Source organism: Streptomyces sp. NPDC008079, assembly GCF_042957385.1.
In the GTDB taxonomy this organism is placed as follows: Bacteria; Actinomycetota; Actinomycetes; order Streptomycetales; family Streptomycetaceae; genus Actinacidiphila.
This window is the reverse complement of sequence record NZ_JBIBIC010000003.1, coordinates 210893-226801: the sequence shown is the minus strand read 5'-3', so window position 1 is coordinate 226801 and position 15909 is coordinate 210893. Positions and strand designations below refer to the sequence as shown.

Genomic DNA, 15909 nt, shown 5'->3' with positions numbered 1-15909 from the left:
TCAGGTCACACCCGGCCAGTCAAGCACCAGGACCGAGGCCAACGGCCGCCCCCGAAACCGGATGGGCACGGAATGGGCACGGAATGAGCAGAAGGACCGGCGGGACGGCGCCGCCCGGCCCGGTGCGGCGTCCACCGGCCGCGTGCCGTGCGCGGCGGTGCCCGTACCGCTTGGTGACCGGAGTCCCCCACTCCCCTTGCGCACCACGAATATCACACGGCGCGTGCACCCCGCTACGGCGGTTCCTCTCGCGGATCCGGTGCCGGTGCGGGCACCGGATCCGCGAGGCGTCCGGGGCGATCGGCGCTCTCGCCCTCACCGCCTCGTGGCCGGGCGCGGTTCGGAGCCGAAGAAGACCTCGGGCGCCGGTTCCCCGCCGGAGGCGGCCCGGTGCCGCGGGCCACTGGCCGTACCGAAGCCGAGTCGCAGCGGCGCGGCCGGGGGCGAGGACGGGGACGAGGACGAGGACGGGACGGTGGCCGCCACGTGCCGGTCGGGCGCAGAGGGCACCGGAGCCGGGGCAGGGGCCTGGTCCGGAGCCAACTCCGGTGCCGACAGCGGCGATACGGGCGGTACGGGCCGCTGCTCCGGTACGGCGCCGACGGGCTCGGTCGCCGCCCACCGCGCGGTGTACGGAGCGGGGTCCGCCTGTTGGAAGAGCAGGACGGGGCGGCCGTCGTCCGGTCCTGTCGTCCAGGGGGTTCCGTCCGGCGTCAGTACGGTGACCCGGAGCCCGAGCACGGGTGCGGCCACCGCGAGCACGAGCCAGTCCGCGTCATCGGAGCCGGTCCCCGTACGTACGGCTTCGACGGCCGCTTCCTCGGAGCCGACGAGCGGCGCCGTCCGTCCGGGGGCGGTCAGGCCCGTGAGCGGCGGCCACAACCGCCGTTCCCCCGGCGGCCGTTGCGCGTCGGTCACGAGCGCGTCGGCCAGGGTGTCCCGCAACTCCTGCGACCCGGCGGGCCGTCCGTGCCCCACGAGCCGTCCGCTCTCCGCTGGCGCGACGGCGGTCAACGCGTGTGTCACCGCGTCCCCTTGGTCGAGGATGTACAGCGGCGCCAGCCCGCGCTCGGCCAGCCGGTCCTCCTGCGAGCGTGCGGGGGACGGGAGTTCGGGGTCGGCGTGCGACGGACGTACGGCCACGGGCATCGCCGGTACCGCCGGTGCCGCCGGTGCCGCCGGTGCCACGGCTTCGACCGGTACCGGACGGGACACGGGCGCCTGTTCCGTGACAGGAGCCTCGTACGTGACAGGGACCTCGCCCGCCGCCGGGGCCTGATCCGTAGCAGGCTCCTTGCCCTTCCCCGGCGGAACGTCCGCGCCCGCCCGCACGAGCGGCGCCGCGAAAGAGGTGCCGGTGCGAGGCGTCACGGGAACGTGGACCGCCTCGTCCCCCGGCAGGGCCGGCACCATGTGCAGGCCGTCGCCGGAGAGCACCGGCACGTACGCGGTCGCGGACGGATCGAGCTCGTCCCATACCTCGGCGACCTGCTCGATGTTCCCGACCTCGCCGATCCAGCCGCTGTCCCCGTACATGATCATGCCGGTCGGCGTGTGGATGAAGTCGTCCCCGAAGCTGACCCAGCCACCCGGAGACAGGACCGTGCCGTCCGGCAGCCTGATCCAGCCGCCCGGATCGACCTCGTACCCCAACGGCCGTGACGACGAAGGCGTGTCGGCCGGAGGCAGCGGCAGGTCGAACACCGCGAACTCGCCGGGCCTGTCGGCCGTACGCGGACCCGCCGCAGGAGCGGGAACCCGCACCAGACCCGTGTCGGAGCGCGGCTCCATCAGCGTGACCACCCGCCCGATGCCCCACTGCTCCCGGATCGGATCGATCCCCACGTCCGGCGAACCGCCCCGCGCTCCCCACCGGTTGCCCGGCAGATCCCACGAGCCGCTCGGCCGCCCCGCCGAACTTCCCGGCCGACCCGACGACCCGCTCGGCCGGCCCGACGACCCGCTCGGTCGACCCGACGACCCGCCCGGACGGTCCCAAGACCCGCTGGGCCGACTCGAAGACCCGCTGGGCTGGCCCGACATACCGCTCGGCTGCCGTGACAGTCCGCTCGGCCGCCCCGAGGACACGCTGGACCGGCGCGACAGCCCGCCCGGCTGGCTCAAGGACACGCTCGGCCGCCGCGACGAACTCCCCGGGCGGCCCGACGACCCTCCCGGCCGACCTGACGAACCGCCAATCGGCCGGTTCGAGCCCGGAATTCGAGGGTGCCGGTGCGCGAAGTAGACGTCCCAAGCGTGCCCGGGCGGATACATGTTCCGGACGGGCGACGGCATCGCGAGGTCCTGGTACATGTTGTACAAGCCCTCGTACTGACTGGCCGCGACAGGCGTGCCGGTGAAGTCCATGATGTTGAGGATCGCGCCCGTGTCGATCTGGCTGAGACCGACGTTCAGGTAGTCCACCCCGTCGTGCGGGAGCGGAACGGCCCTCGGGGTGATCGACGGCGCGTTGCGCGGACCGACCAGGAACGGGAAGGGGAACGCGGGGTCTCCGGCGAAGATCGGAGTCGCGTTCACCTCCCACGGGTCGAGCAGCACGATGTTGCGAGGCCGCTCGGGATAGCCGACCGCGATGAACACGTGGTCGGTGTACGGCGCGATGGCGTGCAACGGGTGTTCGCCCGGGTGGAGGTTGAGCGGCACGTGCCAGATCCGCATCCCCGGGGGCAGCTGCCTCCGGTTCAGGAGGACGTAGGTCAGGGCCGCGTGCTCACCGCAGTTGCCGGTGTTGACCAGCGACGCCTGGGCCGCGCTCTGCCCCAACGACTCCTGGATATTGCGGGGTTGGACGCGGGGCACCTGACGGGCCAGGTGGTTGCGCACCAGGAGCGCCCCGCCCGTCGCCGCGACCGAGGACGCCTGATTCGACTGGCCTCCGTGCAGGATCTCGCGTACCCCGGCGAAGATCTCATGGCCGAGGTCCATCAGCCACAGCTCGTTCTGCAAAGGCTCCGACGGGAGCATGTCGGGCGGAAGGGGGTCGCCCATCCCCACCCGCCGTCCGCCGCGACTTGCCGCCTCGGCCGCGTCCCGTTGCGCGTAGTAGTTGGTGTGCCACTGCACGGACTGACGGTTGAGCCGCTCGATGGCGAACCACTGCTCGGGCGCCATGCCGGGCGGCGGAGCCGTCGCGGTCGGTACGTAGAAGGGTGCGGGCTGCCAGCTCGGCAGGCGGGGTGAGGGCGGCGCGTCCGCCATCTCCACGTCCTCCGGCTCGAAGGAGCGCGCAGGCGGCCGACTGGGCCCCGCGGACGGCGGATACGGCTGCCTGCTCGACCCGGCGGACGGCGGATACGGCTGCCGACTCGATCCGGCGGTGGGCGGGTACGGCTGTCGGCTCGATCCCGACGACGGCGGATACTGCTGCCTGCTCGATCCCGACGAGGGGTACTGCTGCCTGCTCGGCTCGGCGAAGGAGGACTCCCTGCTCGGCCGGCGGGTGAACCCGGAGGAGGGGTAGGACAACACGCCCGTCCGCCGGACCGACCCGGAGGAGGGATAGGACCGGCGGCTCGACCGGCGACCGGAAGACGACGCCGGCGGCCTGCTCTCCTCCCTCGGATCGGTGTAGACGGTGGTCCTGGAATACCCTCCCGAACCCGAGTACGACGATGACCCGCCCGGGAGCGACATCGGACGACCGGTCACGATCATCTGCGCGATGGCCTGGCCACGCGGCCGCAGCGGCATACGCTGCCGCCAGTCGGGCAACTGCGCGTGCAGCTCCGGCACATCGGCCACTGTCACCGGCGGATGCGTCGCGTCCAGCCGGTGCAGCTCCGTGTTGATGTCCTGGGCCAGGACCACCTGATCGAATTCACTCAGGTCGGAACCGTGGCCGGACGTCCCCTGCGCGGGAGGCGACGGCACGGCGGACGGCGTCGGCGCCATCGGCCGGACGACGGGCGCCCAGGCCGCCGCGGGCGTCTCGTCCCAGCCGGAAGTCCCCTCCGTCGCGGGCTCCTTGCCCTTGGCGGACGGACCCGGTGAACCGGATGTGCCCGCCGTGCCCGCCGTGCCCGATGTGCCCGCCGTGCCGGTCGGCACGGGGCCACGGGGCCGCGGCGTCCCGGAGCTGGGGTGCGCGATCGGGGCCGCCGCCTGCGTCTCCGAGTCGGTACGGGGCCGCAGCGGGATGTGCACGGCCTGGTCGCCGGGGTGTACCGGCACCATGTGCAGGCCGTCGCCGGAGGGCACCGGCAGGTGTGGGGCCGCCGACGGGTCGAAGTGGTGCCAGGTCTCGGCGATCTGCTCGATGTTGCCGACCTCGCCGATCCAGCCGCTGTCGCCGTGCATGATCGCGCCCGTGGGGGTGTGGATGAAGTCGTCCCCGAAGCTGACCCAGCCGCCGGGCGACAGCACGCTGCCGTCCGGCAGCCTGATCCAGCCACCCGGATCGACCTCGTACCCCAACGGCCGTGACGACGACGGCGTGTCGGCCGGAGGCAGCGGCAGGTCGAACACCGCGAACTCACCAGGTCGACCGGTCGTACGCGGACCGGCCTCCGGGGCAGGACCGCGCACCAGACCCGTGCCGGAGCGCGGCTCCGCCAGCGTGACCACCCGCCCGATGCCCCACTGCTCCCGGATCGGATCGATCCCCGTGTCCGGCGAACCGCCCACCGTACGGGCCGGGCCGCCCGGCTGGTCCCACGGCATGCTCGGCCGACGCGACGAGCCGCTCGGCCGCCGTGAAGAACCGCTGGGCTGACCCGAAGAGCCGCCAGGCTGGCGCGATGAGCCGCTGGGCCGACGCGAAGAACCGCTGGGCTGACGCGACATGCCGCTCGGCTGCCTCGACGGCCCGGCCGGCCGACCCGAAGAGCTGCTCGGCCGGCTCGACGAACCGCTCGGCCGGATCAGGCCGAGCGGCTGACCCGACGGACCGCCCGGCCGGATCAGACCCGACGGCTGGCCCGACGGACCGCCCGGCCGGATCAAGCCGGGCTGCTGGGGGTGCCGGTGCGCGAAATAGGCGTCCCACGCGGGGCCGGCCGGGTACATGTTCCGGACGGGCGCCGGCATAGCGAAGTCCTGATACATGTTGTACACCCCCTGATACTGGCTGGCGGGGAGAGGCGTACCGGTGAAATCCATGATGTCGTGGACTTCGTGCCCGATCTGACGATGGCCGATGGCCAGGTAGTCGATTCCGTCATTCGGCAGAAGAACGGCCCGCGGGTTGATCGACGGCGCATTGCGCGGACCGACCAGGAACGGGAAGCGGAAAGCGGGATCCCCGGCGAAGATCGGAGTCGCGTTCACCTCCCACGGGTCGAGCATGACGATGTTACGGGGCCGCTCGGGATAACCGACCGCGATGAACACATGGTCGGTGTACGGGGCGACGGGGTTGTCGCCGCGTTCACCCCGGTGCAGATTCAGAGGCACGTACCAGATACGCATGCCCTCGGGCAGCCTGTGCCGGTTCACGAGCGTGTAGGTCAAGGCCGCGTGCTCACCGCAGTTGCCCGTGCCGGTGATGGATGCCGTGGCCGCGCTCTGCCCCAGTTGTTCCATGGTATTTCTGGGCTGCTCCCGGGGAGCGACCTGCCGGGCCAGGGAAAGGCGAATCTGGAGCGCCCCGCCCGTCGCCGCGACCGAGGACGCCTGATTCGACTGGCCCCCGTGGAGAATGCGGCGTACGTCGGCGAAGACCTCATGACCGAAGTTCAACAACTCGATCTCGCGCGGCAGCGGCTCGAACGGCAATGTGTCGTGCGGAGAGACCGGAATTCCCTGATTCCGCAGGTTCTGGCGGATCGCCTCCTCTTGAAGGCCCATTCGCCGGTAGTAGTCGGTGTGCCATCGATCGGAGATCCGCTGGGCCTCCAGGATGTCGTGCCAATGCCTGTCGGAGATGCCGTGGGGCCGGACCGTCGCGGTCGGCGCGTAGAAGGGGGCGTGCTCCGGGGGCGGCGCGTCCATCATCTCCACGTCCCCGATGTCAGAGAAGGGGGTGCGCGGTCGGCTCGAACTCGGCGGCGGGTACGGCTGTCGGCTCGATCCCGACGGCGGCGGGTACGGCTGTCGGCTCGATCCCGACGGCGGCGGGGCGTACGACTGCCCGCGCGACCCGGAGCTGCTGGGCTGCCTCCTCGGCGCGGGGGCGGGCGGCGCGATCGGTCGGCGGCCGAGCCCGGAGGAGGGGTAGGACAGCAGGCCAGGCCGCTGGACCGACCCGGGGGAAGGATAGGACCGCCGGCTCGACCGGCGCCCGGAGGACGAGACCGGCGGCCTGCTCTGCTCCCTCGGGTCGGTGAAGACGGACGTCCTGGAATATCCTCCCGAACCCGAATGCGAGGACCCGCCGGGGAGCGACAGCGGCTTGCCCGTCACCATCGTCTGCGCGATCGCCTCACCGCGTGGCCGCAACGGCATGCGCTGCCGCCAGTGGGGCAGTTGGGCGTGCAGCTCGTCCACGTCCCCGGGGCGGACCGGAGGTCGGCGTGGATCGAGCCGGTGCAATTCGCGGTTGATCTCGTGCGCCAGGATCACCTTGTCGAATTCGCTCAGGCCGGGACCGTGGCCCGACCCCTCCTGCTCATGCGGCTGTTCGCCCGGCGGCACGTGCTGCGAGGGGGGTGCCTCCTCCGACGCGGGCTCCTTGCCTTTGCCCTTGCCCTCATCGGTCGCGGGCTCCTTGCCCTTGCCCCCGTCCGTGGCAGGCTCTTTGCCCTTGCCCTTGCCCTCGTCCGTCGCAGGCTCCTTGCCCTTGCCCTTGTCCGACGAGGCGGGGGCGGGCTCGGTGGTGGTCTCCGACGTCGACTTGCCGTTCTGAGGCTGCTTGCCCTCCTTGCCGGAGGGCGCGGGCGACTTGGGCTCGGGGGCCACCGTGGTCGGCGGGGCCTCCTTCGTGTGCGGTGCGGCGGCCGGGGGTTCCTTGCCGACCGGCGGTACGGTCTGGCCGCCGTCGGGCCGACTGCCGTTCCCGGAACCGGAGTCCTTACCGGAACCGGGCTCGTGCGGCGGCGGCGCGGTCTCGATCTGCGTGTGGCTGCTGTTGCCCTGGTTCGGACGCAGATTGCCGGGGCCGTCGCCCGAACTCCCGTTGCCGGAGTTCGACCGCCCGCCCGGTACGTCGTCGAGCGTCGCAGGACCGTCGTAACCGGGACCCTTGCGCGTCGGCTGCTTCGGCGCGGGCGGCAGCTTCGGTCCGGCCTCGTGCGAGCCGTCGCCCCGGTTGCCTGAACCGGGCGGCTTCCACAGGCCGTTCGGGTCCGGGATGCCGCCGCCCAGGCGGTGTCCCGGATTCTCCATCGGATCGGAGCTGACGGGCTTGGACGACGTTCCGGATGACGTCCCGGACGGTCCGCCCCGACCCGGCTCCTTCCAGCCCGAATCCGGCGCGGGCTTCGCGCCGCCCAAGGTCCGGCCGGGGTTCGCCATCGGGTCGGAGTGCAACTGCGACTCGCCGGAACCCTGCGGCTTCGACTCGGGCGCGGGGAACGGATTCTCACCCGGACCACCCAACCGACGCCCCGGATTGTCCATCGGATTCGGACTCAACGGCACCGGCGACGACTCAGAAGAACCACCCGAACGCGGCTCCGTGCCCGGCACCGGCTTCCCACTGCCCAAGGTCCGGCCGGGATTCGCCATCGGGTCGGAGTGCGACTCCGGCCCGCCGGAACCCTGCGGCTTCGACTCCGGCGCGGGGAACGGATTCTCACCCGGACCACCCAACCGACGCCCCGGATTGTCCATCGGATTCGGACTCAACGGCACCGGCGACGACTCAGAAGAACCACCCGAACGCGGCTCCCTGGCCGGCACCGGCTTCCCGTCGCCCAGCGTCCGGCCGGGATTCGCCATCGGGTCGGGGCCGGTGCCGCTCGAAGCCGGGGGTTTCGATGTCCCGCCCTGACGGTTCCCGCCCTGGGAGTTCCCGCCCTGGGAGTTTCCGCCCTGCGGATTCCCGCTCTGGTGGTTGCCTCCCTGCGTGTTGCCGCCCTGGGAATTCCCTCCCTGCGGGTTCCCGCCCTCCTTGCCGGAGGGCACCGGCGGTTTGGGCGCGGGGGCCACCGGGGTCGGCGGGGCCTCGCCCGGAGGCGGTGCGGTCTCCGTCGTCTCCTTCCGGGGCGGCGGCGCGCTCTGGCCGCTGTCGGAGTGACTGCCCCTGCCGGAGCCGGAGTTCGTGCCGGAACCGGGCTCGTGCGGTGTCGGCGCGGTCTCGATCTGCGTGTGGCTGCTGTTGCCCTGGTTGGACCGCAGATTGCCGCCGTCGCCCGAGCCCGCCGCGTCGCCGCCGTTCTGCCGCCCGCCCGGCTTGTCGCCGAGCGTCGCGGGCTGGTCATGGCCGGGACCCGTACGCGCCGGGGCCTTCGGCGCGGGCGGCGCCGTCGATCCGTTGTCGCGCGGACCACCGCCGCGGTTGCCAGAACCCGGTTCCTTCCAGAGGCTGTTGGGGTCCGGCTTGTCGCCGCCGAGGCGGTGCCCCGGCCCGTCCATCGGATTCGACCCGCCCGGCCCGCCGGGCTTCCCTTCGGTGCCCGATCCGGACGATCCGTCGGAGCGGCCGTGGGAACTCGTCGCCGGATAGTCGTACCCCGGCCCGGTCGGCTGCGCCTTCGACGGACCGTTGCTGCCCGGCGCGTCCGGATTCGGCTCCTTCCAGAGGCTGTTGGGGTCCGGCTTGCCGCCGCCGAGGCGGTGCCCCGGCCCGTCCATCGGGTTGCCGGAGCCCGACCCGTCGGGACGGCCGTGGGAACTGGTCGCCGGGTAGTCGTAACCGGGCCCGGTCGGCTGGGCCTTGACCGGCCCGCCGCCCTCGGCCTTCGTGCCGGGGCCGGGGAACGGATTCTCGCCGGGACCGCCCAGCCGCCTGCCCGGATTGTCCATCGGATTCGGGCTCAGCGGCTTGGCCGACCCGCCGGACCCCTTGGACCCGTTGGACCCGTTGGAACCGCTCGAATCGCCGGAACTCTCGCCGTACGGGCGGTCCTTCACGCCGTGCGGGTTGCCGGGCGGAGCGCCCAGCGTCCTGCCCGGGTCCTTCGCACCTCCCGGTGAGCCGTCGCCCTTGCCCGAAGAGCCCGACGACCCGTTAGAACCGCCGTCACCGTACGGGCGGGACGTCACCCCGTGCGGGTTGGCGGGCGGAGCGCCCAGCGTCCTGCCCGGATCGGACTCGCCCTTGCCCGACGAACCCGATGAACCCGATGAACCGGACGAGCCCGACGACCCGTTCGAACCGCCGTCGCCGACCGGACGGGTCTTCACCCCGTACGGATTGGCCGGCGGAGCGCCCAGCGTCCTGCCGGGGTCCTTCGAACCCCCGGCGGAGTCGTCGCCCTTGGGGGCGGGCGCGCCGACGTCGCTGCTGTGGTGGCCGCCGCCGGGTCCGCTGTTGGTGCCGCTGAACTCGCCGCCGGAGGAGTTCTTGGTGACGATCGGTCCCGAGTCGGGGGCGGGACCGCCCTTGCCCGATCCGTCGGTGATCGGCGTCGCGTGGTCGCCGCCGCCGATCCGCGACGGGGGCGGACCGATCGGGGACTTCCCGCCGCCACCGCCGCCCAGCGGATTGCCGCCGATCGGCGTGGGAGGCGGAGGTGAGACGGGCGGCGGGGCACCGGTCTTGGGGCCGGAGCCCGGCTTTCCCGGACGCGGGGTGTAGTGGAAGGCCCCGAGCCCGCCGCTGATGCCGCCGAAGGCACCGCCGATGCCCAGGCTCCACGCCTCCATGCTCCAGTCGACCTCGTAGTCGGTACCGGCGATGTCCGCGCCGATCTTGCCGACGGCGATGTCGAAGGCGAGGTTGGACGCGGCGCCGATGACGGCGCTGCCGGTGATCTCGATGACCGCGGTGGCCACCGAGCCGATCCGGGCGGCCATCTGGGCCATGATCGGGATCAGCCGGGCCAGCAACTGGCCGATCATGGCGAGCAGTCCGCTGAGCAGCGGGCCGAGGGCGAAGAACACGGCGCCGAGCAGGGCGCCGAGGATGTCGGCCCACATCGCGGCGTTGAGCTTCTTCGCGTACTCCGCCGCGGCCTTGTGCAGTTCGTCGGCGTAGCGGTTGATCGTCTGGCCGATGGTCCAGGCGGTCTCGGCGGCGCTGTCGATGGTCGGGGCGACGCCCTCCTGCCAGGCCAGGCGCGCTTCGTCACCGGCTTTGCCGGTCATGCCGAGCTCGGAGACGTAGCCGTTGACGGCGACTTTGCGCTCGTGGAGGTCGTCGCCCATCCGGATCCAGGCGTTGCCCAGTTCGTAGATGTCGTCGAGCTTGATGGTGTTGAGTACGGAATCCGCGTCAGCCATGGTCGGGGCCGCTTTCCTCGGGCGTACCGCTGCTACTCGGACGGGTGCTGTTCTCGGGGCCGCCGCCCAGGCGGGTCACCGGTCCCGTGACGTACCGGGCCACGTCGGGCTGCCTGGCGGCGGGTTCGGGGGACCCCGGATCGTCGCCGTGCCCCGCCACGACGCCCGCGGGCACCGGCTCGGCGGCGGGGCCCGGTACGTTCACCGGCTCGCCGCCTTCACGAAGAGCCGTTCCGCCGGGGGCTGTTACGCCGGGGGCCTCTTCGCCCAGCTCGTCGATGGCGACCTGGACGATGGCGGGGACGGCGGAGCTGCGGCGGATCAGCGTGCCGCGGCCCGGCTGACGCCGGTAGGCGCGCTGGTCGCCGATCAGGACGCCCTCGCGGTGGTCGCCGGACAGCAGCAGCCCGTCGGTGCCGATCTCCTTGAGCTTGCTCAGCAGGGGGTCGGACAGCAGGGCGCGGCTGGCACCGCCGACGCGGCGGGCGAGCACGAGGTGGAAGCCCAACTCGGCGGCCTGCGGGATGAATTCGGCGAGCGCGGCGAGCGGGCCGTGGCCCATGGTGCCCGCGGCCAGGTCGTAGTCGTCGGCGACGACGTACAGCTCGGGGCCGTGCCACCAGTCGCGCGCGGCGAGTTGGGTGGCGGTGACGTCGGCGGGGGGCATCCGGGTGCGCAGTGTCTCGGCGAGGGCCTGCGCCTGGGCCGCGACCAGGTCGGCGTTGCCGCCGCGGGCGCCGATGTACTCGTCGGGCACGGTGCCCAGCAGGCTGTGCCGGTAGTCGACGACCATGAAGCGCAGGTCGCGCGCGCTGTGCCGGGCGGCCAGGCCGCGCATCCAGGCGCGCAGGAACGCGGTCTTGCCGGAGCCGGAGTCGCCGAAGACGACGAAGTGCGGGGCGTCGGCGGTCAGGTCGAGGCCGACCGGGCGCTGGTCGGACTCGCGCAGGGCGATGGGCACTTCGCGGGCGCCGAGGGCGGGGCCGTGGCCCTCCCAGCGCTCGGCGGGCGGCAGCGCGGCGGCGGCCGTCAGCTCGCGGACGGTGATCCGCGCGGGCAGCACGCGCAGCGCCGGGGCGGCGGGCCGCCGCCAGCTCTCGGCGAGCCGGGCCACCAGTGCCTGCCCGGCCTCGGCGAGCCCTTCGACGCTGTCGACGGCGTCGAGCCGGGGCAGCGCGATGTGGTGGGTCAGGCCCGCGGCGGCGAGGCCCCGGCCGGGGATGCTCTGGCCGAGCGCGCGGGCGGCGGGGCGGCTGATCTCGGACTCGGTGGGGTCGTTGAGGCGCAGTTCGAGGCGGCCGGGGATGCTGTCGCGCAGGCCGATCCGTACCTCGGCCCAGCGGTTGGCGGTCAGCCAGAGGTGGACGCCGACGCCGAGGCCGCGGGTGGCGATCTCGGTGAGGGTGACGACGGCGTTCTCGTCGGTGGTGTGCAGGGCGGCGAGGTTGTCGACCACCAGCACGACGTCGGCGGACCGTACGCCGTCGGGGACTTCGCCCGAGGCGCGGCGGGCGCGCAGTTCGGCGGCGGACTGGATGCCCAGGTCGCGGAACATCTGCTCGCGCGCGGTGACCAGGCCGGTGATCTCGGCCAGCACCCTGCGGACCCGCTCGTCGTCGCGGCGGCCCGCGATGCCCGCCACGTGCGGTGCGTCGCCGAGGCCGTGCAGCGAGCCGCCGCCCATGTCGATCCCGTAGAACTGGAGCTCGTCGGGGGTGTGGGTGAGCATGGCGCTGAGCATCGCGGTGCGCAGGAAGGTGGACTTGCCGCTCTGCGGGGCGCCGACCAGGGCGATGTGGCCCTGACGGCCCGCCAGGTCCAGTACGAGGGGCTGCTGTTCCTGCCGGGAGGGCACGTCCAGCACGCCGACCGGGAACTTCAGCTCGCCGGAGTACGGCCACAGGGCGCAGCGCAGGCCCAGTTCCGGGTCGGCCTCCGGTTCGCCGAGCAGCGGGTCGAGGGTGAAGCGCGGGGGCAGCGGCGGCAGCCACACCTGGTGGCCCGCGGTGTCCTTGTCGGCCAACCGCTCGACGGCGAGCTGGAGTTCGGTCGAGCCGCCCTCCGGGTCCCAGTCCCAGCCGGGCGTCTCGGCCTCGTCCGCGGCGAGCGGCGCGAGGTCGCCGTGCACGGCGAAGGGCACGGGTTCCAGGGCCGGTCCCGCGCTGTCGGCGTCGTGGTCCTGGTAGGGCGCGGAGACGTACGCGACGCGGAAGCGTTCGTAGACCGACTCGTCCACCTTGAGGTAGGCGGAGCCGGGGATGGCGGGCAGCGTGTACGCGTCGGAGGTGCCGATGACGGCGCGGGACTCGGCGGCGCTGAAGGTGCGCAGGCAGATCCGGTACGACAGGTGGGACTCCAGGCCGCGCAGCCTGCCTTCCTCCAACCGCTGGGTGGCCAGCAGCAGATGCATGCCGAGCGAGCGGCCGACCCGGCCGATCTGCACGAACAGGTCGATGAAGTCGGGGCGTTGGGAGAGGAGTTCGCCGAACTCGTCGACGATGATGAGCAGATAGGGCAGCGGCTCCAGCGGTTTGCCGTTGATGTCGGTGGCGCCCGCCGCCTGCCGCAACTGGTATTCGCGGACGGAGTCGACGTTCCCCGCCTCGCGCAGCATCCGCTGCCTGCGCTGCTGTTCGCCGCGCAGCGCGTCGCGCATCCGGTCGACGAGCGCGAGGTCGTCGGCGAGGTTGGTGATCAGGCCGGAGACGTGCGGCAGTTCGGTGACGCCCGCGAAGGTGGCGCCGCCCTTGAAGTCGACCAGGACCAGGGCCAGGTGCTCCGGCGCGTGGGCCATGGCGAGTCCGGTGACCAGGGTGCGCAGCAGTTCGCTCTTGCCGGAGCCGGTGGCGCCGACGATCAGTCCGTGCGGGCCGATGCCGCCCTGCGCGGACTCCTTGAGGTCCAGGGTCAGCGGTTCGCCGGTGCCGGTGACGCCGATGGGGACGGAGAGCAGTTCCCTGTCGTCGGGTGCGCGGCGCAGGGCGGCCGGGTCGAAGTGGGCGATGTCGGGGACGCCGAGCATGTCGGAGAGGGAGACGTGTTCCGACAGGACCTGTTCACGCTCGCCGGTCAGCCGCAGCGGGGCCAGCGAACGGGCGGTGGCCTCCAGGACGCCGGGCGCGACCTCGTCCACGACGGCCTGCTCGACCGGGGCGTGCAGCGCGGCCGTACGGCCTTCCAGCGCGAGGCCGCCGCGGGCGTCCGTGCGGGCGCGTACGTCCACCCGGCCCGGCTCGGAGCCCTCTTCCTCCACCAGGCACACCACGTGCACGCCGAGGTCGGGTCCCGCTTCGGTGAGCAGGTCGGACAGCAGCGCCGAGCGGGCCCACGGCGCGTCGGGCTCGTATCCGTCGAGGAAGACCACCACGTGACCGCGGGGCCTGGTGTCGCGCTGGGAGATCAGCCGGGCGTTGCGCTCGGCGCGGGCGGCGACCGCCCGGTCGAGGGTGGCCTGGAGGTGGTCCTGGAGTCCCGCGAGGTCGTCGGCGAGCAGCGGCACGACTTCCTGTTCACGGCGCTGGGCCTGGTCGGGCTGCTGGGCGTGCGGCAGCCACTTGGCCCAGTCCCAGTCGGAGTTGCCGCCGGTGACGACGGCGATCCGCACGTCGTCGGGGGCGTGCAGCACGGAGAGCTGGAGCAGCAGGGTCTGGGCGAGCTTGCGGGTGCGGTCGCGCGGGCCCAGCAGGCTCACCACGCCCGCGGCGCGCAGGTCGAGCCAGGCGGCCTGGTCGGCGACGGTGCCGTGCGCGCGGACCAGTTCGGCCGCGGCGTGCTGGCAGGGCGTGTCGACGTCGATGGTCGGGTCGTTCTGCCCCGGCATCTGGAGCGCGTCGGCCGCCGCCACCGTGCCGGTGCCGAGCCGCAGGTGCAGGAAGTCGTCGTCGCCCGGGCGGCGTTCCCAGACCCGGCGGCGGCGGGTGGCGATCGCCCAGAGCCGGTCCGGATGCGGGTGCCGCCACGCGTCGGCGGCGCGCTGGCCGAGCTGGGAGCGCATGACCTGCTTGCGCACCCCGGCCAGATACTCCAGGTACCGCTCCCGCTGCCGGTACTGGTTGCGGCGGCGGTGGCTGCGCAGTTGCATCCGGACGCCGATGGTGATGCCCACGGAGACCACGACGAAGGCGATGCCCAGCAGGATCATCCACGCCTTGCCGTAGGCGATCATGTACGCGGCCATGCTCATGCTGGACAGCAGGGGCAGCAGGAGCATCAGCCAGCCCGCGGCGCCCTGCGGCTGTGGCCGCTGGGGCAGGCCGGCCAGTTTCGTCCGGCCCTCCGGCATCGGCGGGGGCGTGATGCGGACGGGGCGGTGGAAGGGGATTCGACTCACGATGGCTGCCTAGCGGGCTGTCGGGGCGGTGGGGGCGAGGTGGCGGGGGCGGTGCGCCGGCACTAGAACTCCATGGTGACCGCGGTCTTGTTGGGGTCGGTGACCGCGGCGGGCGGCTTGTCGCTGGACTTCCCGTCGTCACTGGTCAAGGCCGTGCGGAACGACTTGAAGGCGTCGGCGATGCCGTCCTCGGCGGTGGTGTAGTTGTACGCGGCCATGCCGACCCCGTCGGCCAGCGCGGACAAAACTCCCTTGTGCGGGTCGTCCTCCGTGCCGAACAGCTCGGTCATGACCGACACCCACTTCTTGTTGACCTCGTCGGCGTCCGAGGCGGCCTGGCCCTGCCAGGCGACGTGCAGTCCCTCCAACTGGCCCCGGATGGTGGTGAGGCTCGACAGGACGGTCTTGCTGAGGGTGACCAGGTCGTTGGCGTCGGACTTCAGGCCCGTCGGGGAGATGTTGAGGACGGAGGTGTCGTAGTCGGCGGTGCCGGAGTCGGCCATGACGCGCCTTTCTCGGGGAGCGGATACCGGTGCGGCACCTGCATGCTGACAATTCCTCATATAAGTGGTAAACCTGGCGGTGTCCTGCCGGGCCCATGCTTGGCGAACCGGCCGTGCGGTCGGCGCGAGAGAGACGAGGCAGACGACGTGACCGATCCGATCACCTCGAAATACGACACCACTCCGCTGCCCGATCCGCCCGCGGACGGGTCGGAGACGCCCAACCCCGACCACGACAAGAACCTCGACGGCCTCGTGCCGACCGACAAGGTCATCTGGTCCACCCCGCCGTCCTTCAACATCGACCCGAAGGACAGCCAATCCGACCAGGGTTCCGGCCCCGACCCGAACTCGTACGAGGCCGCGGCGGACCTGAAGATCGACCTGAGCGCGGTACGCGTCGCGGAGAAGTCGATGCTCACGGAGGCCCGCGGCGCGGTCGACCGGTACGAGGAGCTGCGCAAGCGGGTCATGGCCGTCAAGGGCCATGTCTTCGGGCAGGGCGCCCAGGACAAGAACGCGGAGGGCGAGGGCCACACCTCGCTCTCGTCCGGGTACGACCCGTCGGTCGGCAAGACGCACGACAACCCGTTCGCCGAGACCGGCGTGAAATTCGGCGCGGACATGAACCCGGCCCAGGACCGCGCCCTGCTCCAGATCGGCTCGACGCTGGAGAAGCTCGGCGAGTACATCGCGCTGCTCAACCACTCGGGGCAGGTGTACGCGCACACCGACCGGGAGTCGCGCTTCCCGCCGCCGCCCGCGGGCTGAACGCGCCGCCGCGTACCGCCCACG

At 72.6% G+C, this 15909-nt stretch carries 4 protein-coding genes; 1 reads left to right on the top strand and 3 read right to left on the bottom strand.

The window, feature by feature from the left end; all coding sequences use genetic code 11:
* Positions 1-315: 315 nt before the first annotated feature.
* The 3 genes from ACFZAM_RS10325 to ACFZAM_RS10315 all read right to left on the bottom strand — a co-directional run bounded on the left by ACFZAM_RS10325 (position 316) and on the right by ACFZAM_RS10315 (position 15114).
* Positions 316-10281, bottom strand: a complete 9966-nt coding sequence (locus tag ACFZAM_RS10325; protein WP_391044506.1) for a hypothetical protein — start codon at positions 10279-10281, stop codon at positions 316-318.
* The gene (eccCa, locus tag ACFZAM_RS10320; RefSeq protein WP_391044505.1) at positions 10274-14611 is read right to left on the bottom strand and encodes a type VII secretion protein EccCa; all 4338 of its coding nucleotides are present in this window, start codon (positions 14609-14611) and stop codon (positions 10274-10276) included. Before eccCa ends, ACFZAM_RS10325 begins: the two co-directional genes overlap by 8 nt.
* 62 nt (positions 14612-14673) lie before the next feature.
* Positions 14674-15114 carry a hypothetical protein gene (locus tag ACFZAM_RS10315; protein WP_355344251.1) on the bottom strand — a complete coding sequence of 147 codons (441 nt, stop codon included), beginning with the start codon at positions 15112-15114 and terminating at the stop codon, positions 14674-14676.
* 147 nt (positions 15115-15261) lie between these two features.
* Here ACFZAM_RS10315 and ACFZAM_RS10310 point away from each other — a divergent pair, with 147 nt between their 5' ends.
* On the top strand, positions 15262-15885 hold the full coding sequence (locus ACFZAM_RS10310; RefSeq protein WP_355344254.1) for a hypothetical protein: 624 nt from the start codon (positions 15262-15264) through the stop codon (positions 15883-15885).
* The last annotated feature ends 24 nt before the right edge of the window (positions 15886-15909 follow it).